Annotated in this window: 22 protein-coding genes; 10 read left to right on the top strand and 12 right to left on the bottom strand. The window is 50.2% G+C overall.

What is annotated here, in order from left to right; all coding sequences use genetic code 11:
- A complete protein-coding gene (locus ACO6V5_RS11275) occupies nucleotides 1-2,847 on the bottom strand; it encodes an LPS-assembly protein LptD (protein ID WP_422132980.1) in 2,847 nt (948 codons plus the stop codon).
- 639 nt (nucleotides 2,848-3,486) lie between these two features.
- Between ACO6V5_RS11275 and ACO6V5_RS11270 the strand changes: the two genes are divergently transcribed.
- The 4 genes from ACO6V5_RS11270 to ACO6V5_RS11255 all read left to right on the top strand — a co-directional run bounded on the left by ACO6V5_RS11270 (nucleotide 3,487) and on the right by ACO6V5_RS11255 (nucleotide 6,339).
- A complete protein-coding gene (locus ACO6V5_RS11270; RefSeq protein ID WP_422137467.1) occupies nucleotides 3,487-4,524 on the top strand; it encodes an aminoglycoside phosphotransferase family protein in 1,038 nt (345 codons plus the stop codon).
- A gap of 5 nt (nucleotides 4,525-4,529) precedes the next feature.
- Entirely contained in the window at nucleotides 4,530-5,195 is a 666-nt protein-coding gene (gene murU, locus ACO6V5_RS11265) for an N-acetylmuramate alpha-1-phosphate uridylyltransferase MurU (RefSeq protein ID WP_422137082.1), read from the top strand.
- On the top strand, nucleotides 5,192-6,010 hold the full coding sequence (gene djlA / locus ACO6V5_RS11260) for a co-chaperone DjlA (protein WP_422412614.1): 819 nt from the start codon (nucleotides 5,192-5,194) through the stop codon (nucleotides 6,008-6,010). Before murU ends, djlA begins: the two co-directional genes overlap by 4 nt.
- A 125-nt stretch (nucleotides 6,011-6,135) precedes the next feature.
- Nucleotides 6,136-6,339, top strand: a complete 204-nt coding sequence (locus tag ACO6V5_RS11255) for a hypothetical protein (RefSeq protein WP_422132983.1) — start codon at nucleotides 6,136-6,138, stop codon at nucleotides 6,337-6,339.
- 59 nt (nucleotides 6,340-6,398) lie between these two features.
- Here ACO6V5_RS11255 and fucP read toward each other — a convergent pair whose 3' ends face one another.
- Both fucP and zapE read right to left on the bottom strand, forming a co-directional pair.
- Nucleotides 6,399-7,697 carry an L-fucose:H+ symporter permease gene (gene fucP, locus ACO6V5_RS11250; RefSeq protein WP_422412612.1) on the bottom strand — a complete coding sequence of 433 codons (1,299 nt, stop codon included), beginning with the start codon at nucleotides 7,695-7,697 and terminating at the stop codon, nucleotides 6,399-6,401.
- A gap of 600 nt (nucleotides 7,698-8,297) precedes the next feature.
- Nucleotides 8,298-9,404, bottom strand: a complete 1,107-nt coding sequence (zapE, locus tag ACO6V5_RS11245; RefSeq protein WP_422412237.1) for a cell division protein ZapE — start codon at nucleotides 9,402-9,404, stop codon at nucleotides 8,298-8,300.
- 284 nt (nucleotides 9,405-9,688) lie between these two features.
- On the opposite strand from zapE, the gene ACO6V5_RS11240 reads away from it, so the two are divergent.
- Nucleotides 9,689-10,183 carry a YhcB family protein gene (locus ACO6V5_RS11240; RefSeq protein WP_422137470.1) on the top strand — a complete coding sequence of 165 codons (495 nt, stop codon included), beginning with the start codon at nucleotides 9,689-9,691 and terminating at the stop codon, nucleotides 10,181-10,183.
- Nucleotides 10,184-10,311: 128 nt separating this feature from the next.
- Here the strand turns inward: ACO6V5_RS11240 and trxB are convergent, their stop codons facing one another.
- Complete coding sequence (trxB, locus tag ACO6V5_RS11235; RefSeq protein ID WP_422132986.1) at nucleotides 10,312-11,262, bottom strand: thioredoxin-disulfide reductase; 951 nt, start codon at nucleotides 11,260-11,262, stop codon at nucleotides 10,312-10,314.
- A gap of 364 nt (nucleotides 11,263-11,626) precedes the next feature.
- Between trxB and cysZ the strand changes: the two genes are divergently transcribed.
- Both cysZ and ACO6V5_RS11225 read left to right on the top strand, forming a co-directional pair.
- Nucleotides 11,627-12,355, top strand: coding sequence for a sulfate transporter CysZ (cysZ, locus tag ACO6V5_RS11230; RefSeq protein WP_422132987.1), 729 nt, complete (start codon nucleotides 11,627-11,629; stop codon nucleotides 12,353-12,355).
- A gap of 81 nt (nucleotides 12,356-12,436) precedes the next feature.
- On the top strand, nucleotides 12,437-12,778 hold the full coding sequence (locus tag ACO6V5_RS11225; RefSeq protein WP_422132988.1) for a histidine triad nucleotide-binding protein: 342 nt from the start codon (nucleotides 12,437-12,439) through the stop codon (nucleotides 12,776-12,778).
- A 17-nt stretch (nucleotides 12,779-12,795) separates the two neighbouring features.
- On the opposite strand, the gene ACO6V5_RS11220 is transcribed toward ACO6V5_RS11225, so the two are convergent.
- Nucleotides 12,796-13,206 (bottom strand): OsmC family protein, encoded by a 411-nt coding sequence (locus ACO6V5_RS11220; protein ID WP_422132989.1) that lies wholly within the window; start codon nucleotides 13,204-13,206, stop codon nucleotides 12,796-12,798.
- Between the two features lie 406 nt (nucleotides 13,207-13,612).
- Between ACO6V5_RS11220 and ACO6V5_RS11215 the strand changes: the two genes are divergently transcribed.
- Nucleotides 13,613-14,092, top strand: a complete 480-nt coding sequence (locus ACO6V5_RS11215; RefSeq protein ID WP_422132990.1) for a superoxide dismutase family protein — start codon at nucleotides 13,613-13,615, stop codon at nucleotides 14,090-14,092.
- Nucleotides 14,093-14,437: 345 nt separating this feature from the next.
- Here ACO6V5_RS11215 and trpC read toward each other — a convergent pair whose 3' ends face one another.
- From trpC to ACO6V5_RS11180, 7 genes are all read right to left on the bottom strand, one after another.
- Nucleotides 14,438-15,241, bottom strand: a complete 804-nt coding sequence (gene trpC / locus ACO6V5_RS11210; RefSeq protein WP_422132991.1) for an indole-3-glycerol phosphate synthase TrpC — start codon at nucleotides 15,239-15,241, stop codon at nucleotides 14,438-14,440.
- A gap of 2 nt (nucleotides 15,242-15,243) precedes the next feature.
- Nucleotides 15,244-16,281, bottom strand: a complete 1,038-nt coding sequence (gene trpD, locus ACO6V5_RS11205; protein WP_422132992.1) for an anthranilate phosphoribosyltransferase — start codon at nucleotides 16,279-16,281, stop codon at nucleotides 15,244-15,246.
- Between the two features lie 88 nt (nucleotides 16,282-16,369).
- The gene (locus tag ACO6V5_RS11200) at nucleotides 16,370-16,951 is read right to left on the bottom strand and encodes an aminodeoxychorismate/anthranilate synthase component II (protein WP_422132993.1); all 582 of its coding nucleotides are present in this window, start codon (nucleotides 16,949-16,951) and stop codon (nucleotides 16,370-16,372) included.
- A 1-nt stretch (nucleotide 16,952) separates the two neighbouring features.
- Nucleotides 16,953-18,479: an anthranilate synthase component I gene (trpE, locus tag ACO6V5_RS11195; protein ID WP_422132994.1), complete on the bottom strand. Its 1,527-nt coding sequence runs from the start codon at nucleotides 18,477-18,479 to the stop codon at nucleotides 16,953-16,955.
- Between the two features lie 357 nt (nucleotides 18,480-18,836).
- Nucleotides 18,837-19,523, bottom strand: a complete 687-nt coding sequence (locus ACO6V5_RS11190; RefSeq protein WP_422412230.1) for a phosphoglycolate phosphatase — start codon at nucleotides 19,521-19,523, stop codon at nucleotides 18,837-18,839.
- A 91-nt stretch (nucleotides 19,524-19,614) separates the two neighbouring features.
- Nucleotides 19,615-20,292: a ribulose-phosphate 3-epimerase gene (gene rpe / locus ACO6V5_RS11185; RefSeq protein ID WP_422132996.1), complete on the bottom strand. Its 678-nt coding sequence runs from the start codon at nucleotides 20,290-20,292 to the stop codon at nucleotides 19,615-19,617.
- A gap of 245 nt (nucleotides 20,293-20,537) precedes the next feature.
- Nucleotides 20,538-21,569, bottom strand: a complete 1,032-nt coding sequence (locus ACO6V5_RS11180; RefSeq protein WP_422412228.1) for an NADP(H)-dependent aldo-keto reductase — start codon at nucleotides 21,567-21,569, stop codon at nucleotides 20,538-20,540.
- A 302-nt stretch (nucleotides 21,570-21,871) separates the two neighbouring features.
- Here ACO6V5_RS11180 and rplM point away from each other — a divergent pair, with 302 nt between their 5' ends.
- Nucleotides 21,872-22,300 (top strand): 50S ribosomal protein L13, encoded by a 429-nt coding sequence (gene rplM, locus ACO6V5_RS11175; RefSeq protein ID WP_252176280.1) that lies wholly within the window; start codon nucleotides 21,872-21,874, stop codon nucleotides 22,298-22,300.
- Nucleotides 22,301-22,312: 12 nt separating this feature from the next.
- Nucleotides 22,313-22,705 (top strand): 30S ribosomal protein S9, encoded by a 393-nt coding sequence (gene rpsI / locus ACO6V5_RS11170; RefSeq protein ID WP_252176279.1) that lies wholly within the window; start codon nucleotides 22,313-22,315, stop codon nucleotides 22,703-22,705.
- The last annotated feature ends 306 nt before the right edge of the window (nucleotides 22,706-23,011 follow it).

The raw sequence follows: 23,011 nt of genomic DNA, 5'->3' as shown, positions 1-23,011 counted from the left end.
TTACTTCTCGTGAATCTCGTAACCTTGGATACCTTGCAAGTATTCCGTTCCGGAGCTGCCAGTGATATTACCCAGTCCACGCAAGATGAACTGGAAGAAAACACCGCTCTTCGGATCAGGGTGGTCGATATTATCGTCTGTTTCGATCCATGAACGCCAGAAAAATCGAACCTGATAACAGCAACTGTTGTATTCGACGCCCGCAAGGCTCTCCAGGTTCCTTTTGTTGGTTAAATCATATTGCCAGCGACCCAGACCAACCCAACTAGTGGTTGCGGGGATCGGCCAGGCAAAGGACAGGTCGGTCTGCTTCACGTTGTTATCAGCAGTTTCAAAGATTGGATTGCCATTCTGGTCGGTGCCGATCTGAATATTTTGTCCATCTTTGTCTTGAACATAGCGATCAACCTGATCCCTGAAACGGAAACCCAGGTTCAGAGTCTTGCGCTGTTCAGGCTGCCAACGATAGTAGAGACCATAGTTGTCCAGACGATTTTCGTTGGTATTCCAGGAGAAATCCTGTCTCAGACTCATTGTGCGATTGAAATTGTAGATGAATTCCGATGCCAGGGGAGAGGTTGGATCGGTCAGTTCACTTTTGAGTCTTTCATCCATGGCGACAAAGTTTTCATCAATGTCCTCAGCCGGAACTTTCTCGTAGCCTAAATTGTTGGCTATGTAGACTTTGCGATCCTGGAAATAGACAATCTGGCCAATACCAAAACGCATCCGTTCAAAACCATCGTCTTCAATCAGGCGGGTGGTAACGCCCAGAGAGAGCTGGTTGGCATCGCCAATACGATCATAGCCACTGAAGCGGTTATCGAGCCAAAGAGAACCGTAGGTGAAGCCCATGGCGGCGGTGTCGAAAATCGGGTTGTATTCCTGATTCTCGACATAAGGCACATAAAGGTACTTGGCCCTGGGCTCCAGAGTGTTTGTGAAGTCAGTACCGAACAGGTTGGTAAAACGCTCAAAGTAGAGGCCACTATCCAGGCTGAAGGAAGCCGCTGTGGTATTCGGAGATTTGGTAAAATCATTCGGGTCGATGACAGATTGACCATAGGCTCCCTGAAGGTCGTTGATCACTTCACTTGCCACCAGATTGCTGAGGCTGTAGTTAACACTTCGAACCTTTACTTCAGGTGTCAGGAAGCCCCAAATGGTCTTCATTGGGTAGCTGACACCTGCCTGACCGAAGGCCCGACCCCCTTCGGCTTTTTTGATACCGTAGCCTTCGTCGTAAACACTTTCTCTGATATCCGGATCACCAAAGTCCGGATGCTGAATCTCTCTGACGAAGCGCCAGTCTTTATCCCGACTGAACTGGGTGTAATCCGCCAGGTAATTGACCTGCAATGTTTCTCCTGCTTGCCAGTTACCACTGAAGACCAGCTGTGGAAGTTTGTTATAGGGGTCATCAGCCGTCTGACTCATGTTCTTGAACTGGTGAGCATTGAGACTGAAGGTCCAGTTATTGTAAGTACTGCCGCCCAGGTATTGGGTGCCTATCTTCTGATTCAACGGACCAGAACTGGACAGGTTTAGATTGGTACCAAAGTCTTCAATATAATTTTTGTCACTGGCGTCGGCATAGTCGAGCTCTGCCGTCCAACGCTCAGAAAAACGCTGTTTATAACGCACATTGGCCAGCCAGCGTTCCTGATCGTAATAGGGGTTTTCTTTTTCCAGCTTGTCCTTACTGGTTAGCCCGGCAATACCTGCTTCACCTTCTCCGCTTGCATTCATATAGCGGAATTGGTTTTCCAGCAGCAGACCGCGCCTGGACAAAATGCGAGGCGTGATGGTGGCATCGTAATTCGGGGCAATATTCCAGTAATAGGGCAGGGTAAAGTCGATGCCGTTTTCACTGTCTGAGCCTATTGTCGGGTACAGAAAGCCGGATTGACGACGATCATCAATGGGGAAGTACATGTAGGGGGCATAGAAAATGGGTAGCCCTTCGACCCGAATAACAGCATTTCGCGCTGAACCAAAACCGGTATTGGGGTCAAGAGTGACATTACTGCCAGTTAGCAGCCAGCTTTCATCACCGGGGCGGCAGGTGGTGTAAGAGGCATCTTCGAGCACCAGTGTAGAGTCTTCGTTGCGAATGATTTGTTCGGAGTTCCCTCTGGCATGGGCTCCATGCATGGCGTAACTGGCATTCTTGATGGTAGCCCGGCCACTATCGAGCAGCATATCAGCGTAATCACCTACCAGCAGGGTGCCAGGTTCACGGTAGACCACGTTGCCTTCGAACTCGGCATAGTTGGTAGCGCGATTCATTCTGGCCGTATCACTCTGGATCTGACGATTGCCCTGTCTGATAGAGACGTTGCCGGTAAGAGTTCCTATGTCATTTTGACCAAAAGAGGATTCATCTGATTCGGCAATGATGGGTGCTGTATCAGAGTTGCCCGCGAAGTTTTTACCAGGACGGGCAGGCTCTGAATAGTCACCTGTGCACCAGGGCGTTGCCTGATCCAATGCTTTTCGTTCATTCTCGCTGAGCCGGGATTTAGGCACCCAGTCTAGCGTTTCCCTGAGGTTGGCGTGGCTGTTGCCGGTTACGACAGTCGCTGTTTCACTGCTGGCTTTCTTTCGAGCGGATTGGGTCACAGCCGGCGCAATGGGGCGAGACGCCCGATTCATAACACCAGGCTCCATCGGCTCGGCAGAACAGTGCCAGCCGGACCCATCCGGGCTGGCTTTACAGCTCCAATGATCATCTGCTGATAGTGTGGATTCGGCATAAACCCTGACAGTCGGTTGGCTGGCAAGCAGCACGGAAGCAATCGCCAGAGTTAATGTTGCCGGTTTGAAAGGTAGAGGGTATTTCTCCATGAGCTCAACTTTCCCGTGCCGTTCTTGTTACCATGGTTTGAAGGTTTTTTGCACAACTCCGGTTTATGTCGGAGCGAGACAAAACGGCGTGCCATGGTTGATGGCGGTTTAAATCTGCTCTGTCATGCGTACAGAGAACCTTGTTACTCAACCTGCTGCCGGAAGCAGCATTTCCTATTAATAAGGGCATCTGTAAAGCAGTGTTTCGGGTCTTGTGTGTGGTTATCATGATCGCCAGCTGTTCTGAAAACATGAAAGTTCAGGTCAGTCTCTGTCAATTGCTGGCAGACCTCTGGAAATCGTAGAGCGAACATCTGCTTTTTACCATGAGCTATTGTCCGGCTGAGTGTTTCAGGCGGACAGTGATTTTGCCCGAAGACTTTGCATTCCATGGCTTGTTGACAATTTATGACTGAGCCCGATTGCTCATGCAGTAAACAATCAGTAGGGTCAGTTATATCACTATTACTAGTCTGTGTTACTCTGTCTTTCAGTGCAATACATTTCAACACCTTGATGTTAAACCTTCAGTTGTTCAGTCCGAATATTGCATAGACATTCAAGAGTAAAAGAGGCATAAGCAATGGAGCCTCTGAATCTGTAAGTGGCCTCTCAATCAACACAGGACATGTAAAGCAAGTGACACCCTCTCCAAACGATCGTCTGCAGCAATTAAAGCATTGGGCGTACAAGGCTTTAACGCCGGTCCAGGCTACACTCGACCGGGCTGCCCAAATGATTCCTGTGGGTGGTGATGCCGGCTTCAGAAATTATTATCGATTGCAACTCCCTGAAGGCTCATTGCTGGCAGTAGACGCTCCACCAGAGACTGAAGACTCCCGTGCTTTTGTTGCCGTTGCGGGTTTGCTCAAGGCTCAGGGAGTTTCTGTGCCAGATGTACACTCGGTTGATTATCAGTCAGGCTTTATGCTGGTGGATGACTTTGGTGACACCCTGTTGCTTCAGGCCCTCAATGATAGCAGTGCTGACGAGTTTTATGGAAAAGCGCTGGATATTATTTTGCAAATCCAGACGTGTAAGCCTGACACACTCCCCCCTTATAGCCGTGAACTGTTGATGACAGAGCTGGAAATCTATCCCCAATGGTTTCTGAAAGAATTGCTGGGGTTGGATATTGAAGGCACTACCGGCAGGCAACTCAACCAGCTGTTTGAACTGCTTACCGAGACAGCTTTGCAACAACCCAAAGGGGTCGTTCACCGTGACTTTCATTCCAGAAACCTGATGGTGCTCTCGCAAGGGAACCTGGGGGTCATTGATTTTCAGGGTGCCCTTCATGGTCCCGTGTTGTATGACGCTGTTTCTTTGCTGAAAGATTGTTATATCAGCTGGCCCAGAGACAAGGTGGAGAGTTGGTTAAAGATGTTTATCAAGTCTCACCCTCAGTTGAAAGATGTGAATTTTGAAACCAGCCTTAAATGGTTTGACTGGATTGGATTGCAGCGACACCTCAAGTGTCTCGGAATATTCTCCCGACTCTGGTTCCGGGATAACAAGCCTCAGTACCTGCCAGAGATACCAGCAACCTTCGCTTATGTCATGGATGTTTGTGAACGTTATCAGGAGCTGGATTTTCATGCCAAATGGCTCAGGCAATCTGTGGCACCCATTCTTAACGATTGTATTACAGCTACACGGAAAGAGACTGAACAGTGAAAGCAATGATTCTGGCTGCCGGCCTGGGAAAAAGACTCAGGCCACTGACTTTGGAAAAACCCAAGCCACTGGTAGAAGTGGGTGGTAAACCGCTGATAGTACATCATCTGGAAAAGCTCTCGGAGACTGGCTTCACAGACATAGTAATCAATCATGCCTGGCTCGGTGAAAAACTGGTTGCGGCTTTGGGTAAAGGCAGCCACTGGGGCTTGAATATTGAATATTCAGCGGAGTCTGAGCCTCTGGAAACAGGTGGTGGCGTGTTCAAGGCTTTACCGTTGCTGGGGGATGATCCTTTCCTGCTGGTCAACGGCGATGTTTATACAGACTTTGATTTCCAGTCTTTACCAGATACACCCAAGGGGTTAGCTCACCTGGTGTTGGTGGATAATCCTGACTTCAAGAAAGTCGGTGATTTTGCCCTGGACAGTCTTGGACGGGTTCATAAGGATGGTAAGAACAAGCTGACTTTCAGTGGGCTGAGTGTATTGTCACCCGAACTCTTTGCACATTGTAAATCCGGCGTCTTTAAACTCGCACCCCTGTTGATTGATGCAATGGCCTCGGGCAAAGTGGCGGGAGAACATTATCACGGACTCTGGACTGATGTCGGCACAGTGGAACGCTTGCAGAGTCTGGAAGGACATTTAAATCAGAGCAGGGCAACATGACGGCAATTCTGATCGGTGTATTCATCGGTTTTGTGTTTGGAGGACCTTTCGGGGCGTTTTTGGGTGGCTTGGTGGGCGCCTGGTTGAACCGTAATTATATTAATCCCAATCAACGCCAGGGTGGCGGTCCCGGGGGGCATTTTAATCGTCAGCGTGCCCAGAGTGCGTTTTTTCAGGCCACTTTTCTGGTGATGGGCAAGTTGGCCAAGGCTGACGGGCGAGTCAGTGAGCATGAGATTGAAATGGCATCGGCCATTATGAATCAGATGCGTCTCTCACCGGATCAGCGTGAGGCTGCAATCAATCTTTTTAACGAGGGTAAGCAGCCTTCGGCAGATATCAGTGCCGCCCTGGCTGAGTTTCGCAGAGTCGCAGGTTCAAGTACCCTGCTCCCCCTGTTTCTTGAAATTCAGCTGCAGGCTGCATACGCTGATGGCAGCCTGACTCAGGCTGAGCGGGTTGTTTTCAAACAGGTATGTGATCAACTGGGTGTCAGCAAGATCAGTTTTGAGTTGCTTCACAAAAGGTTTCAGGCTCAGAGAGCTTATTATCATGCCGGGGGGCATCAGGGTGGCGGCTGGGCACGTCCAGACAGTGGGAAAAGTCTCTCCAAAGCCTATGAAGTGCTAGGGGTTGAGTCTTCTGCAACAGACAGTGAAGTGAAAAGAGCCTACCGTAAGCTGATGAGTCAGCACCATCCTGATAAACTGGTGGCCAAAGGTCTGCCCGAAGAGATGATGGAAGTCGCCAAGCAGAAAACCCAGGAAATCCAGGCGGCTTACGACCAGATTCGAGAGCACCGGAAAAGTAAATAATTCGGGAGCATTTTGTCAGGAACTTTCCCAATAGGGAGAAGAAGACTAATGTTTCTTTCAAACGCAGAACACGGAATGCCTGTTGCATTGGAAGGGACGCCTTCTCTCTCTCAGGAGATTCTTCCATGAATATTGTCAGACAACGATTCATGTACTGGCACATTCCATCCACGACCCGGGTTGTTTTGAAAAGAGAGCGTAATGAAGGCTACTGCTTTTATCCGCTCAAACGGGTAAAGCAAGTACGGAGTTCTGTGAGGTATATTCGCTGTCTGATTTATGAACCTTTTGCAAAAACCATATGGGATCGAAGAGTCACTCTGAGCTAAGCTTCAGCAAACTGGCAGGTGCAGCCATTGCAACCTGCCAGAAACTTTTCACCATGAAATCAGGCTTTGCTCCCTTTGAGACCAAACCATGTGAGGTAAGTAAATCCGATCAGCGGAATAATAAAGGCCCAGCCAATCCCCGCCATATCTGAAATCCGCCCCATTATTGCGGTGAGCACCGCGCCACCAAGAATGGCCATAATCAGGCAGCTGCCACCTAGCTCAGTGTCCTTACCCAGCCCAGCTACAGAGAGGCCGTAAATGGTAGGAAACATCAGTGACATGCATCCGGAGATAACCACCAGAGCGTAAATGCCAGCATAGCCAGCGCTCATCATTACAACGATAGTCATAACTGCCGCAACAGTGGCAAGCCCCCCCAGTAAATTGGCAGGTTCGATATAGCGCATCAGAGAGGTACAAAGGAAGCGACTTCCACTGAATAACAGGATTGAATAGAGGTAATAGGTTGATGCTTCTGCCTCGGTGCCTCCGACATTATTCATGACATAACGAATTGTCCATGACCAGCAGCCAATTTGCGCCCCCATGTAAAGAAACTGCCCCAGTACTCCACGGATAAATATTTTCTTTTTAAAGAGACGGCTAAAGGATTTTGAATAGCTGTATGCTTCGGAAGCATCTGCCGCTTTTGGCATTTTGCAGAGCGCTATAGACAGACAGCCTCCCAGAATGATGGCAGCCGTCACTATGTATGGCTCCATAACAGCCATTAATTCCCGGGACTGGATGGCCTCAAGCTGGGCAACCGGCATTGCTACCCGCTCTGCGACTGAAGCCGGGTTGAGCTGGCTCAGGATATAGAATTTCCCGATCAGGACCCCGACAATTGAACCTAAAGGGTTGAAGGACTGGGCGAAGTTCAATCTCTGGGTAGCGGTCTCTTGTGGCCCCATGGCAATAATGTAAGGGTTAGCACTGGTCTCCAGAATGGAAAGCCCGCCAGCCAGTACAAACAGGGCTGCCAGAAAGTGGGAATATTGCATAGTCTGGCTGGCTGGGTAAAACAGCAAGGCGCCAAATGCAAACAGACTCATTCCGAGCAGCACACCGGATTTGTAAGAAAACTTTTTTATGTATATGGCGGCAGGAAGGGCCAGGCAAAAGTAAGCACCGTAGAAGGCGGTCTGCACCAGGCTGGATTGAGCATCGCTTAAGGTGAAGACCTTACGGAACTGGGCGATGAGGACATCGGTCATGTTATGTGCCAGCCCCCATAAGGCAAAACAACTGACCAGCAATACAAAAGGAATCATTAACTCTTTTGGGACAAAAGGCGACCTCGCCCCGGTTGCCGATTTGCCATCGATAGACCGGGTTGTAGATAATTCACTCACAACATCTCTTCCCCTGACAAAATAAATCAAACCTCAACCCGGTAATCAGCAATCAATGCCCTCGCAAATCTCACGTTGCTTTTCCGGGAACAGGTCGTGGCGCTAATAAAAAGCTTGCATGGTGTATGTGTAAGAAAGACATCTGATGCATTGTTGTAAGTACTCATCCATACGAAATTATATTTTCTGACTTATTGTTCAGGCACTCGCGGCAACTGCTCCTGCGTTGCTCTAGCTCCTGCATCCATGCAGTCGTGATGCGTTGCAACTCTGGTCACATAGCTTGCTATGTTCCCGTCGTTGCGCCTTGCAGAGCACCTGCCCAATAAGCCAGAAATATTCGATTCCGTATGGCTGAGTACTTAGCGTATTAAATTAATACATTCCTTCACGTTATGGCTGTCCTGATCGCATTCAAAACCAGACAGAAGACAACATAGATGGCAGCTTGCTATCTGTTGCCTCAGTGGCTTTTCGATGTCTTTCCGGGAGGGGAGTATAGACAGGATATTCAGTTATGCATGACAGCTATGCCCGGACTGGTTTCAGGCTCAAAATGCATGGCTCGAGGGCATGCTCATTTGAGCCCAATACTCTGTTTTATGACAAAATCGGGTCGTGCGGTTGCGACAGGTATTCTCTGGATTGCATCTCTTGCAGACGACTGATGGTGCGCTGGAATTCAAAGTTCAGCCTGCCGGAGGTATAGAGTTCAGGCAAGGGCGTTGCAGCGGTCAGAATGAGCTTGACGTTGCGGTCATAGAATTCGTCCACCAGGTTGATGAAACGTCTGGCCTGATCGTCTTTCTTCTCGCCCATCTGGGGTACATTTTCGAGAATGACGGTTTGGTAAAGGCAGGCCAGCTCTATGTAGTCGTTCTGGCTTCTTGGACCGTCACAGAGTGCCCCGAAACTAAACCAGCCTATGTCTTCGCAGGTGCGTTCGCTGTTGATGGCTCGGCCCGCTATCTCAATGACGTCGGCTTCCCTGCAGTGACTTATGTCTGGTGCAAGGTCATCGAATGTTTTCTGCAAGTGCAGATCAGCTTCCGCTCCCAGAGGGCTGAAGTAAGTGTCTGCCTTTTCCAGCAGGCGCAGGCGATAGTCGGTGCCACCATCAACATTGATCACCAGGGTATGCTCTTTTATCTGGTCAATGGCTGGCAGGAATCGGGCTCTTTGCAAGCCGTCTTTATAGAGTTGATCGGGTACCACGTTGGAAGTGGCTACCAGTGTAATGCCTCTTTGAAAAAGTTGCTCAAAGAGTCCACCCAGAAGCATAGCGTCGGTGATGTCTGAGACAAAGAACTCGTCAAAGCAGATGACCCGGGTTTCGGCAGCCAGTATTTCTGCCACTTTATCCAGGGGGTTTTTTTCTCCGGACAGCTTTTTCAGTTCACCGTGAACCCAGCGCATGAAGTGGTGAAAGTGCATGCGTTTTTTCTCGGAGAACGGGAGGCAGTCATAAAAGGTGTCCATCAGATAGGTTTTGCCCCGGCCAACGCCTCCCCAGAAGTAGAGTCCACGAACAGTATGGGATTCTTTGCCGACAAAAGGGTTGATGCGCCTGAGCAGGGAGTTGCGGGGAGCTTCAGCGGTCAGCTGATCAAAAAGACGCTGAAGATGCTGAACCGCTGCTTCCTGAGCCGGGTCATAGCTGAAGCTGTCTTTCTTTAAGTCCTGCTGGTAACGAGATTCCGGGGTCATGCTAGTCATACAGTTGTTATTTCACCAGGTCCGTTGTTTACGGGTGTCATTTCCAGGGTTGTTGAAACAGTTCCGGCCCATTCCTGTATCGGCAGGCATAAGTCGAGCTGCCATCATTGCCGCAGTCTGGAATAACGGAGCACAATGTATCCTTCCGGCTTCAGCAGGACAAGGTATGTTTTGGCATCCCGATGTTACACAACCGCTCTATACTTTGCGCATAAAAGATTATAACTTTGACAGCAATAAAGGACGTGAAATGTTCCACCCAATGAGGCGATGCTGTGGAAAATGTGAATGTACTTTGGTTTTTAGGCAGTTTGGCATTTCTGGCGGGTATGACCGGTGGCGCACTTTTGTATCATCTGTTGGCAGGCCCCCGTTCGGATCGAGGCAAAATGGAAGCTCAGCTGATCGAACTGGAAGCTGATTTCAAGCAGTATCAGGATAACGTAGCCGATCATTTCAACACAACGGCTCACCTGATCAACAAGCTGACGGACAGCTATAAAGATGTCTATGAGCATATGGCTAACGGAGCCGATTCACTGTGTAACGATGACAGAGTCAAGAACAAGCTCAGTGATTCTCTGATCAGCAGCACAGCTCTGTTGTCGGGTCAGATTCCCAAGCGTCATAACGAACGTGCGAAGCCTCTGGAGCAGCCGCTGGACTATGCACCCAAGACGACAGCTCCGGATGAGAAAGGCACCCTGTCTGAAGACTTCATGGTAACAACTGAAGCTCAAGAGGCGGTGAGTAGCCAGAAAACCTCCTGATCTCTCTTAAGCCTGCAAGCCGACAACAGAAGCCGACGCAAGACTCCACCCTCCGCTCCCGGGCCGCGACCCAAACGGCCTGAGAGTATGCAGAGCTTTACGACAGCCTCAATGGCGGGGCACTGTGATCAGGACAGAGAGTCAAGGTATTTTTCAGCATCCAGGGCAGCCATACAGCCAGTGCCGGCAGAGGTAATAGCCTGACGGTAAACGTGATCCATAACGTCACCCGCAGCGAATACGCCTTCTTTGGAAGTCAGTGTTGCGTTGCCTTCTGAACCACTGTTGACTTTAATGTAGCCGTCTTTCATTTCCAGCTGGCCTTCAAAAATACCGGTATTCGGTGTATGGCCGATGGCAATGAAGCAGCCTTCAGCGTTGATTTCGCGGGTCTCGCCAGTATTCACATCCTTGATGCGAACGCCTGTCACGCCCATGCTATCTCCCAGTACCTCATCCAATGTGGCGTCAAGGGCCAGCTCCATGTTGCCGTTTTCTACCCGGTCGATCATCTTGTCCTGCAGAATTTTTTCTGCACGGAAACCCTTGCGACGGTGAATGAGTGTCACTTTCTTTGCAATGTTGGAAAGATAGAGGGCCTCCTCGACAGCAGTATTACCGCCACCCACTACCACGACGTCCTTGTTTTTGTAGAAGAATCCATCACAGGTGGCACAGGCAGAAACCCCTCTGCCCTTGAAGGCTTCTTCACTGTCCAGGCCCAGGTAGCGGGCGCTGGCACCCGTGCTGATAATCAGGGAATCACAGGTGTAGGTATCGCTACCTTTCAGGGTGTATGGCTTCTTGCTCAGATCGACTTCTTCGATATGATCAAAGATGATTTCGGTACCAAAGCGTTCTGCATGGATGCGCATATCTTCCATCAGGCCGGGTCCCTGAAGACCTTCGGGGCCTCCTGGCCAGTTGTCCACGTCGGTAGTGGTTGTCAACTGCCCGCCCTGTTGCATACCAGTGATCATAACCGGCTTCAGGTTTGCCCTGGCAGCGTAAACCGCAGCTGTATATCCTGCAGGACCGGAACCCAGAATCAGCAGCTGGACGTGCTTGGCTTCACTCACATTTTACTCCTCGTTCAGGAATGACTGTCAGAGACAAAGAAAATCTCTGACGGTAAAGGCTTCATAATTCGTTAAACTGTGTGAATAATAACGGCTTGTGCTGACGAGAACCAGAATCTCTTCAGCGATTGGCCTTTGTTCGTCATTAACTTCACTGCCAATTGTCAGCAGTTGTGTAAGTACCTGGCCAGTTGGTTTCGCATATTCTGGCGAGTGGATTTTTTCATCCTTCAAGGCGCAACGACGGGCGCGTAGCCATAGCTACGCAACTAGAGTTGGAACGCAGAAGGATGGAAAAAGCCGCCGTCCAGAATATGCGAAACCAACTGGTTAGGTACTTAACATCAATAAAAGGAACTCTGCCATGCCATCGCCTGCACCGGGAAGTGGACCCGGTTATTTCCTCAAGGGTCTATCCTATCTTCCCGATCCGGCCATCCGCCTGTTTGTCTTGATTCCCCTGACCGTTAATATTCTGGTGTTTGGATTCCTGATCTATTTCGGTCTTCAGCAAATGAGCGTGCTGATGGAGCAGCTGCTTAACTGGTTGCCTGACTGGCTGTCTTTCCTTGAATTCCTGCTCTGGCCTCTGTTATTCCTGGCCATGCTGGGAGTGGTCTTTTTTACTTTTACCATCGTTGGGAACTTTATCGCGGCACCCTTCAATGGGCTTCTTGCCGAAAAAGTTCAGAACCTTCATGGCAAGTCAGACCTGCCGGAATACGAGTTGAAAGACTGGCTGACCCTGTTACCCAGAGCCGTAGGCCGGGAGGTCAGAAAACTCATCTACTACCTGCCCAAGGCTGTGGTTCTGTTAATTTTATCCTTTATTCCCGTGGTGAACCTCGTCACCCCTGTGCTCTGGTTTCTGTTCAACAGCTGGATGATGTCGATCCAATACTGTGACTATGCTGCGGACAACAGGGGGGTGTCGTTTAATGATATGCTGGAACGTCTGAAGCAGGATCGAAATTACGTCTGGGGTTTTGGTACAGCCGTCACTCTGGTTATGCTGATTCCTTTTGTCAACTTGCTGGTCATGCCAGCTGCTGTCGTAGGATCGACGCTGCTTTGGGAAGACAGGATTGAGTAGTGCAACAGGAGCCTTTCGGGCTAAGGAATCTGATGATAGGCTTAATTCAGTTTTTCGACTCAAAGGCCCGGAGGTCAATTAATGAGCTGTCTTTTCTGCAAGATAGTCGAAGGGGAGATCCCCGTCGACAAGGTCTACGAAGACGACGATGTTCTTGCGTTCAGGGATATCAATCCCCAGGGCCCCGTTCATGTTCAGGTCATTCCCAGGAAGCATATCGCAACACTTAACGATGCCACTCCGGAAGATCAGGCAGTTTTGGGGAAAATGGCGCTGGTGGCCAGTCAGATCGCTAAAGATGAAGGTTTTGCCGAAGACGGCTACAGAACGGTGATGAACTGTAATAGTCATGGCTGTCAGTCGGTTTACCACATTCATCTCCACCTGATTGGTGGTCGTCAGATGAGCTGGCCTCCGGGCTGACGAGCCATGCCTGTGACTCAGGCTTCAATAATCTCAAAGCTGTGGGTGATTTCTACATCACCCTTACCCAGCATCTTGGCAACCGAGCAATACTTATCTGCAGACAGCTCTATGGCACGCTCAACATGGGATTCTTTTACTGCGGTGCCTTTAACGACAAAGTTGAGGTGAATTTTGGTGAAGACAGCAGGTACAGAGTCGGCACGTTCAGCCTGAATATCGACGTGGCAGTCAACGACCTTCTGGCGAGCTTTTTTCAGAATACCGATCACATCAACAGATGAGCAGCCACCCAGGCCCATCAGGATCAGTTCCATTGGGCTGGGTGCGGATTTAACCGCTCTATCTGCGTCCATGACAACGGAGTTATTACTGTCAGTCAGTCCCAGAAAACGTTCCTGATCCACCCATTTGACTTGTGCTTTCATTACAGCGTCTTTCCTTTCTTGAAGAGGGCTCTCAGTCTCAAACCCACAAGCTGTGAAGGTCGGGAGCTTGGGGTGGAGGCTTCATAAGAGCAGCCAGAAAAATATCCCCATCGTCTTTTATCCAAATCCAATGGGTATCAAGCCGCTATCTTACCTCAGCAGCAGGATGTCAGGCTAACCATCCTGTTAATGTACGCTCTGTGAGCAGGAGCCATAACGGCTCTGGCTGATAAGAAACGTGATGCTGGTGAGTCGGAAGCAACATAATAACGGTCGGGAATGTCAATGAGTTTTTTTGGAATAAAACCATAAAAAGCCTGTTTTTTAAGGCACTGTATTAAGTAAACCCGAATAAGCATGGCTATATTGCTGTTTTACAATCCCATTTCTCCTGGAGTTGGCAATCATGTTCAATAAAGTCAGTGCGCTATCGGGTGTAGTAGTCGTGGCAGCTATGCTTTCTGCCTGTACCTCCAATGAAAGCTATACGGTCATGGTGAATCAGGTTTCTCCTTCCGGTGTAGGAGCAGAACTGGGAACAGTGACTGTTTCTGAAGCCTCCGGAGGAGGGGTGCAGTTGACACCCAATCTTTATGACCTGCCGCCCGGAGAGCATGGTTTCCGTGTTCATGAAAACCCCAGCTGCGAACCGGGCTCCAAAAATGACGTGATGCAGGCGGCCCTGGCAGCCGGAGGTGCTCTTGATGATCTGCCCATGCTTGATGTAGACGACAAGGGCTTCGCCACAGTTCCGGTGGTTGCCAAGAATTTGAAACTGACTGATCTGAAAGAGCGCTCGCTGGTTATCCACTCCGGCACTGCTGTCATTGGCAATAACACGCCAGAAGGCGCCGATTCAAGGATTGCCTGCGGGGTCATCAAGTAGTTATCCGTTGGGCTTTGAGAGCTTCTGCTTGAGCAGACGAAACCCGGGCCAGGAGCCTGTCGGACTTAAGCGTCCGTAGCGAGGATTGCAAGAAATTGAGGATAAAAATTTCTGTTTCTGAGGGGAGTAGCGAGCTATTTGACGAAGAAACAAGGATTTTTAGACCAATTTATCGCAACCGCACGACTGCATGGATGCAGGAGCTAGAGCAACGCAGGAGCAGTTGCCGTGTAGGACAGTCTTAAGTCCGACAGGCTCCTGGGGGCTGGAGGCAGTATTGCGACAGCCTCTGATGCCTGGGTAGAAAACAGTTTGATCTTGGCTGCTGGTCCTCAATCTAAGGCGTTAAAGGTATTGACTAAACAGTTTTTTCAACCCGTCACCCGGATCTTCCTGACGCATAAATGCTTCACCGACCAGGAAGCTGTTTACACCCTTCGAAAACATACTATCCACGTCTTCTGTTGTATGGATGCCGCTTTCTGTAATCACTTTTCTGCCTTCCGGAATCTCAGTAAGCAGAGAGAACGTATTGTCCAATGTGACTTCAAAAGTATGCAGGTTTCGGTTATTGATGCCCAGCAATGTACCTTCCAGAGGTAAAGCACGTTCCAGCTCATCGGCACCATGGACCTCTACCAGAACATCCATCCCCAGGTCCAGGGCAGTACTGCTGAACTCCTGAAGTTCACCGTCTGTGAGACAGGCAGCGATCAGCAGGATGCAGTCTGCACCAATCATGCGGGATTCATAAATCTGCCATGGATCGATCATAAAGTCTTTGCGCAAAACAGGCAGGGCACAGGCTGAGCGGGCTTCCTGAAGGTAGCTTTCAGCACCCTGGAAAAAGTCCCTGTCAGTCAATACGGACAGGCAGCTGGCGCCCGCTTTTTCATAGCTCCGGGCAATGCTGGCCGGATCAAAATTTTCGCGAATCACCCCCTTGCTGGGAGACGCTTTTTTGATTTCGGCAATGATCGCTGCCTGCCGGGCTTCTGTCCGGGCTTCCAGGCTTTTGGCAAAGCCACGGGACTCTTCAGTGTGACGGGCTCTGGTAATAACCTCCTGCATGGACAGTGTTGCCTGACGCTCTGCGACTTCTTCACGTTTTCTCTCAACAATTGTGTTGAGGATGGTTGGCATAGACATTGTTACCCCTCCGCAATCACTTGTGTGAAGCTGGCCAGCTCACGCATTTTTTCCAGGCCCAGCCCGCTGGCAATAGCATCCTGTGCCATGGCTATCCCTTCCTGCAGACTGGTGGCGACACCGGAAACATAAATGGCCGCACCAGCGTTCAGCGCGATCATGTCTGCCGCTTTGCTGGCGTATTCGCCTTCCCGTTTACCCAGGGCATCCCTGATTAGCGCCAGTGAGTCCCCGGAACCTTCTACACTCAACCCGATCAGGCTCCGGGATTCAATGCCAAAGTTCTCTGGCTTGATCACGTATTCATGAATTTCGCCATCTTTCAGCTCAGCTATAAAAGTTTCGCTGGCGATACTGATTTCGTCCAGACCATCCATAGAGTGTACGACCATGATGTGCTTGTTGCCCAGCTCGCGCAGAACCTCGGCCATAGGGCGGCAGAGTTCACGGGTAAACACACCGATGACAAGGTTTTTTACACTGGCGGGGTTGGACATAGGTCCCAGGATGTTGAAGAAGGTTCTTATGCCAAGCTCTCTGCGGACACCGACAACGTTTTTCATGGCACAGTGGTGAGCCGGAGCAAACATGAAGCCTACGCCCACATGTTCAATACAGCGTGCTACCTGTTCAGGACTGATGTCCAACTGAATGCCTGCTCTTTCCAGCAGGTCAGCACTGCCGCTGGAACTGGATACTCCCCGGTTGCCGTGCTTGGCAACAGAGGCACCGGCGGCGGCGGCGACAAACGAGGAAGCTGTTGATACATTGAACAGGTGTGCACCATCTCCACCGGTGCCGACAATATCCACCAGGTGGTCAGCGTTAACTTCAACCGCAGTAACCATTTCTCTGAGTACCTGGGTAGCCCCGGTAATTTCTTCAATGCTTTCGCTTTTCATGCGCATGGCGGTCAGGAATGAGCCGATCTGGGTATTGGTGCACTGGCCTGTCATGATGTCGCGCATGATGCTCATCATCTCGTCACGGCTCAGGTCAAGATGGCTGACAGCGCGGGAAATGCCCTCTTTAATATTCATGTAATCTGGCTCCAGTCGGTGTTCTCAATCGTTCGTCTGAATGTCTGTTGTCTATGGCCTGGCTTCTGTCACCAAAGGCTTTATTGCTTCAGGATTGCTTCAGAAAATTTTCCAGCATGTCGTGGCCTCGTTCGGTCATGATGGATTCCGGATGGAACTGGACACCTTCCAGGGGTAGAGTCTTGTGGCGAATCCCCATGATCTCATCCATGCTGCCATCTTCGTGCTGGGTCCAGGCGGTAATTTCAAAACAGTCTGGCAAGCTCTCTTTTTCAACAACCAGTGAGTGGTAGCGGGTCGTTGTGACCGGGTTGGGAAGGCCTGTGAACACCCCCAGCCCCTTATGATAAACAGGTGAGACCTTTCCATGCATGACTTGCCGGGCCCGGACTACTTTGCCACCAAAGACCTGGCCTATGCTCTGGTGTCCCAGACAGACACCAAGAATAGGCTTTTTGCCACTGAAGTGAGCAATAGCTTTCATGGAGATACCGGCCTCATTGGGTGTGCAGGGGCCGGGTGAAATAATTATACGTTCCGGGTTTAGGGTTTGGATCTGTTCCAGAGTTATGTGGTCGTTACGATGCACTGCCACTTCCTGACCCAGTTCGCCAAAGTACTGAACCAGATTCCAGGTGAACGAATCGTAGTTGTCGATCATTAAAAGCATCTTAGTTTCGCTCCCCTGTCTGCTTCTGGCTGCTGGAAGCAGCAGACAAACCTGTCTGAGCCATGGCAACGGCTTTGAAAAGGGCTCGCCCCTTATTCATGGTTTCTTTCCATTCCATTTCGGGAACTGAGTCGGCGACAATGCCCGCACCAGCCTGAACGTGGAGTTTGCGGTCTTTGATCACGGCAGTGCGAATGGCAATGGCAGTATCCATGTTGCCGTTCCATGCCAGATAACCCACTGCTCCGCCGTAAACCCCGCGCTTGACAGGTTCCAGTTCATCAATAATTTCCATGGCACGTACTTTCGGTGCGCCACTGAGTGTACCTGCTGGTAGTGTCGCTTTGAGCACGTCCATGGCATCCATACCGTCTTTTAAACGACAGGTGACATTCGATACGATATGCATAACGTGAGAGTAACGTTCAATGATCATCTTGTCGGTCAGGCTGACACTGCCTGTTTTAGCTACACGCCCAACGTCGTTTCTTCCCAGGTCGATGAGCATCAGGTGTTCTGCCAGTTCTTTGGGGTCATTCAGCAGTTCTTGTTCCAGTGCCTTATCCCGCTCTTCGGTGGCACCGCGTTTGCGAGTACCGGCAATAGGTCTGACGGTGACTTCACCGTCTTCAAGACGGGCAAGAATCTCAGGTGATGAGCCTACGACATGAAAATCACCCAGATCCATGTAATACATATAGGGGGATGGGTTAGTAGTGCGCAGAGCCCGGTAAAGGTTAAGGGGTGAGCTGTCAAAAGGAATGGTCATGCGCTGGGATGGAACCACCTGCATAGCGTCTCCGGCCAGAATGTATTCTTTGATGGTTTCTACTGCAGCTTCAAAGGCATCCTGACCGAAACCGGATTTGAAATCATTTTCCCGGGCAGGGTTCAGTGAAGCCTGTGCCGGTGGCAGTAGATTGGTCGTTTGCAGTCTCCGCACCAGGTCATCCAGTCGAAACTCTGCTTTTTCCAGGGCAGCAGATTCTGCCGGGTCAGCATGGGTCACCATAATCAACTTGCCACTGAGGTTGTCAAATACCACCAGTTCGTCAGAAACCATCAACATGATGTCCGGGTTGTTTAGCTCATCTTTTGGCGCTGTTCGTTTCAGCCGTTCTTCAATATGACGGATCGTGTCGTAAGCAAAGTAGCCTACCAGTCCGCCGGTAAAGCGAGGCAGATCAGGCAGCTCGGCCACTTTGTAGCCCTGTTGAAACTGCTTAATAAAGGTCAGAGGATCTTCAGGGTTATGCTCTTCAACAATCTGGCCATCGGTTTCCAGTGTGACCTTGCAGTCGGGGTTGTAGCCTGACACCCGGAGTATGGTTCTGCACGGTAGTCCAATCATTGAGTAGCGTCCCCACTTTTCTCCGCCTTCCACGGACTCAAGCAGGTATGAGTAGCGACCATTGGCCAGCTTCAGGTAAGTGGTCAAGGGTGTGTCCAGATCCGCCAGGATTTCCCGCGTTACAGGAATACGGTTATATCCTTCGCGGGCCAGACGAGAAAAAGCTTCAGGCGTCATACTGGCCTCTTTATTATCAGGCTGTTTAAAAAGTACTAAAAAACGCAGGGTTTTGGCTGAGTTGGGGCTTTTTAATCAGGCGCAGGGCCAGCCATGCCATCGCCGGGAGGAAAGCTTTGAGGTAGGGGTGGAAGGTCTCACTGACCGTTCAGTGGCTCTTATATTGATGTATGTCTCTGAATGACTTGCTATCACTGCTGGCTCCGCAATTATTCTGGGCGCAGTTGTATGAGTAAGAGTTGGAGACTATATGACTGCAAGGGTTAATGCAAACACTGGGACTACTGAATTGTGTAGTTTATTGCCTCTCCCCTGAGTCTTTGCAGTTTGGCAGTCTGTCAGGCTCAGGGTCAGATTTCATAGCAAATCCGTCAGACTATCGATAACAAGGTCCGGGTGTGCAGACTCAATCGGCTCTCCATGGTTATAGCCGTAGCGAAGGCCCACCACTTTTACATCTGCAGCTCTGGCCGCTTTTACGTCACTGCTGGAGTCCCCGATCATGAGGCTGTTCTGCGTAGTACAGCCAAAGTGCTTCATGGTGTGCTGAAGGGGCAGCGGGTGGGGCTTTTGCTCGTTCAGGCTGTCACCACCTATGCTGAGTTCAAAGAAGTGGTCAATGCCCATATGCTTTAACAGTGAGTCGGTGAAGATTTCGGATTTGTTGGTTACTACAGCCTGTTTGACGCCCGCCTTGTGGATCTGGTTGAGGAAGGTGAATACGCCGGGGTAAAGAGCGCTGTGCTGGCCAACTTCAATGGCGTAGTGGTGTTTGAACCGTTCCATAGCTTTGGTAAAGATGCCTTCTTCAACAACACCGGGTTGGTCTCCCATCATGTCATCGGCCAGAGCTCTTTTGACCAGGGATGGAATACCATTGCCTACCCAGAGCCTGGCTTTTTCATCACCAGCTTCAGGCAGGTTGAGTTCTGTCAGCATTTTATCCAGGGCTATAGCCAGATCGGGAACACTATCAACCAGTGTGCCATCGAGATCGTACATGATTAATTGAACGGGACTGCTCAACAATTCAAACAACTTCATTGTTTTCAAATATCCAGAGGGAAGAAGTAATAGAGGCCGAGGTTTTAGAAGGAACAGAGTCAGCAGGCGACTCTACTCCCTGAGGTCAGCTTCAGAGGGATTCTGCCTTGGAAAGCTCTGTCCGCATTTGGCTGATAACATCATGATAATCCTCAGCATTGAAGATGGCTGAGCCGGCAACAAAAGCATCTGCACCGGCTTCAGCGATCTGGCGAATGTTCTGTACACCGACGCCGCCGTCTACCTCCAGACGAATGTCCAGCCCACTGTCGTCAATCATTTTGCGAGCATGGCGCAGTTTGCGCAGAGTCGAAGGAATGAATTTCTGGCCACCAAAGCCCGGGTTTACGGACATAAGCAGAATCATATCCAGTTTGTCGATCACATATTCAATCACGTCGGGAGAGGTTGCCGGATTCAATACCAGACCGGCTTTACAGCCACCTTCACGAATCATCTGCAGGCTGCGATCAATATGATCAGAGGCTTCAGGGTGGAAGGTGATCATGCTGGCCCCGGCTTCAATAAAATCTCCGATTATGCGGTCTACCGGGTTGACCATCAGGTGGACATCGATGGGAGCAGTAACGCCATGCTTTCTCAGGGCCTTGCAAACCATGGGGCCAATGGTCAGGTTGGGTACGTAGTGGTTATCCATGACATCAAAGTGTACCCAGTCAGCTCCGGCAGCAATGACGTTGTCCACCTCTTCTCCAAGACGGGCAAAGTCAGCCGAAAGTATGCTGGGGGCGATAATAAAGTCACGCATGTTTTGGTTTCCGGTGAGTTCCGATCAGAAATGTGGGGGATTTTAGACTTTTGCCCAGCCGATGTCAGTTCTTAACAAAAAAGTATTCACCTTCAAGTAGGTGGACTGACTAGATTGAGTCGTGCTTTCAGAAAGTGCCTGAAGCTTTGCGGTGTTTTGACCTTTTGCTCACTGGAAGAGGCTCGTTGTTTCAGGGGTGTTGGGTGTCATTGAGGCTGACACCCGATGAACAAGGGTGTAATAAATCAGGGGGCGGGGTTCGGCTGCAGGGTGTGAATGCTTTCAATCTCTTCCAGCAGGGGTTCTGACAGCTGCAATTCACTGGAAGCGAGGTTGCTCTCCAGTTGCTCCAGGTTGGTAGCGCCAATGATGTTGCTGGTCAGGAAAGGGCGGGATGTGACAAATGCCAGTGCCATCTGAGCAGGGTCCAGACCTGAATCTTTTGCCAGCTGTACATAGGCCTCGATGGCCCTGCGAGATTGGGGTGAGTCGTAGCGCTGGTAGTGAGGGAATAACGTTAATCGAGCGTTTTCAGGTCGCGCGCCGCCAATGTATTTGCCCGAAAGAGCGCCAAACCCCAATGGTGAGTATGCCAGAAGACCGACCTGCTCACGGTGGGTTATTTCAGCAAGACCTACCTCGAAAGAACGGTTCAGCAGATTATAGGGGTTTTGAATGCTGACGGCTCTTGGCAGGTGCTTTTCGCTGCTGATACGGAGGTGCTCCATAACACCCCAGGGGGTTTCATTGGAGAGGCCGTAGTGTTTGATCTTGCCGACCTTAACCAGTTCATCCAGGGCTGAAAGTGTTTCTTCTACCGGCGTCCCGTCGAAGCCGTGCTGGTGAGCGTAACCGAGCTTTCCGAAGAAGTTGGTGTTACGATCAGGCCAGTGCAGCTGATAAAGGTCAATAGCTTCAACGCCCAGTCGTTTCAGGCTGCCGTCAATGGCTTTATGGATATGATTCGGTGTCATCATTCGGCCACCGTCTATATATGTCAGGCCGGGACCGCAGACCTTGGTGGCAATGACCAGATCATTGCTTTTACCGCGCTGCTTTATCCAGTTGCCAATGATAGATTCTGTAAGGGAATAAGTTTCTTCCCTGGCCGGTACCGGATACATTTCTGCAGTGTCAATGAAATTGACACCATAGTCCACAGCTCGATCCAGCTGAGCGAATGCTTCCTGTTCGGTATTTTGCTCGCCCCAGGTCATAGTGCCGAGACAAAGGACGCTGACTTTAATATCGGTGCGCCCCAGTTTTCTGTATTCCATTGAAATCAAGCTCCAAAGGTTTCAGCCTGATGGCAGAATAACTCCGGATTTACAATGTTCACAAGGGTATTTGCAGATTATTTGTATCAGCGGATACGTAGGAATCCTCTAATGTGTCGGAAGGGGGTTTCATTCCTGTGAACAGACGATATAATACCGCTCCCGTTTCCCAATTGAGCGCCCATGTTTGAACAGGTCGTTGCCGGAGCTATTAGCCTTGCTTCGATCCCTGATCAGTTCCCTGAGAGGGGCGGCCAAGTAAGAACAGGTATTGCGAGAGCAATACTACTGAGGCGAATTTAATGAAAACTTTTAGTGCAAAGCCAGAAACCGTAAAACGTGACTGGTTCGTGGTCGACGCTGAAGGCAAGACCCTGGGGCGACTGGCTACCGAAATTGCAACCCGTCTGCGCGGCAAGCATAAGCCAGAATACACTCCTCACGTTGACACTGGCGATTACATCGTTGTTGTTAATGCCGAGAAGGTCCATGTTACTGGTCGTAAAGCGTCTGACAAAATGTATTACCGTCACACTGGCTTCCCTGGTGGCCTGCGTTCAGCCAGTTTTGAAAAGCTGATTGCGCACAAGCCAGAAATGGTCATTGAAAAAGCTGTTAAAGGTATGCTGCCAAAAGGCCCTCTGGGTCGCGACATGTACCGTAAGCTGAAAGTTTACGCCGGTACTGAGCATCCGCATGCTGCTCAACAGCCACAGAAACTGGACATTTAATCGGGGGTAGCCATGTCAGTGACTCAATACTACGGTACCGGACGTCGTAAGTCTTCTACCGCTCGCGTTTTCCTGAAATCTGGTTCTGGCAGTATTTCTGTCAATGGCCGTAGCCTGGACGAATACTTCGGTCGTGAGACTGCTCGTATGGTTGTTCGCCAGCCTCTGGAACTGACCGAATTGCTGGAAAAATTCGACATTAAAATCACCGTTAACGGTGGTGGTGGTTCCGGTCAGGCCGGCGCTATCCGTCACGGTATCACTCGTGCGCTGATCCAGTACGATGAGAGCCTGCGTTCTCCTCTGCGTAAAGCTGGCTATGTGACTCGTGATGCACGTGAAGTTGAACGTAAGAAAGTGGGTCTGCGCAAAGCGCGTAAGCGTCCACAGTTCTCCAAGCGTTGATGTCGCTGGCGCCTGTTTTCAGGCGCTGCAGAAAACGCCCGCTTTATGCGGGCGTTTTTTTTGGCTGAAAAAAAGAAAACGGTACGATCGCTGGTGTTTTGTATCCTTGGCGAAGGTTGTTTGTATAAAAAACAAACTTAATCAGTGTTGGATGTTTAACAAATATGGCCTGGGCTGGATGTAATAGAATATGCCCTTGGACAATGGGGGGGGCTGGAGTTCCTGTGGCGTAAGGGTTTGATTCAGAGGTTAAGGAAAACTTCATGTAAGGCTTTTGTATAGAAACTAAAACCAGTATCATTACGC

Source organism: Endozoicomonas sp. ALD068 (genome assembly GCF_049310145.1).
Lineage (GTDB): Bacteria > Pseudomonadota > Gammaproteobacteria > Pseudomonadales > Endozoicomonadaceae > Endozoicomonas_A.
This window is presented reverse-complemented; position numbering and strand designations above follow the sequence as displayed.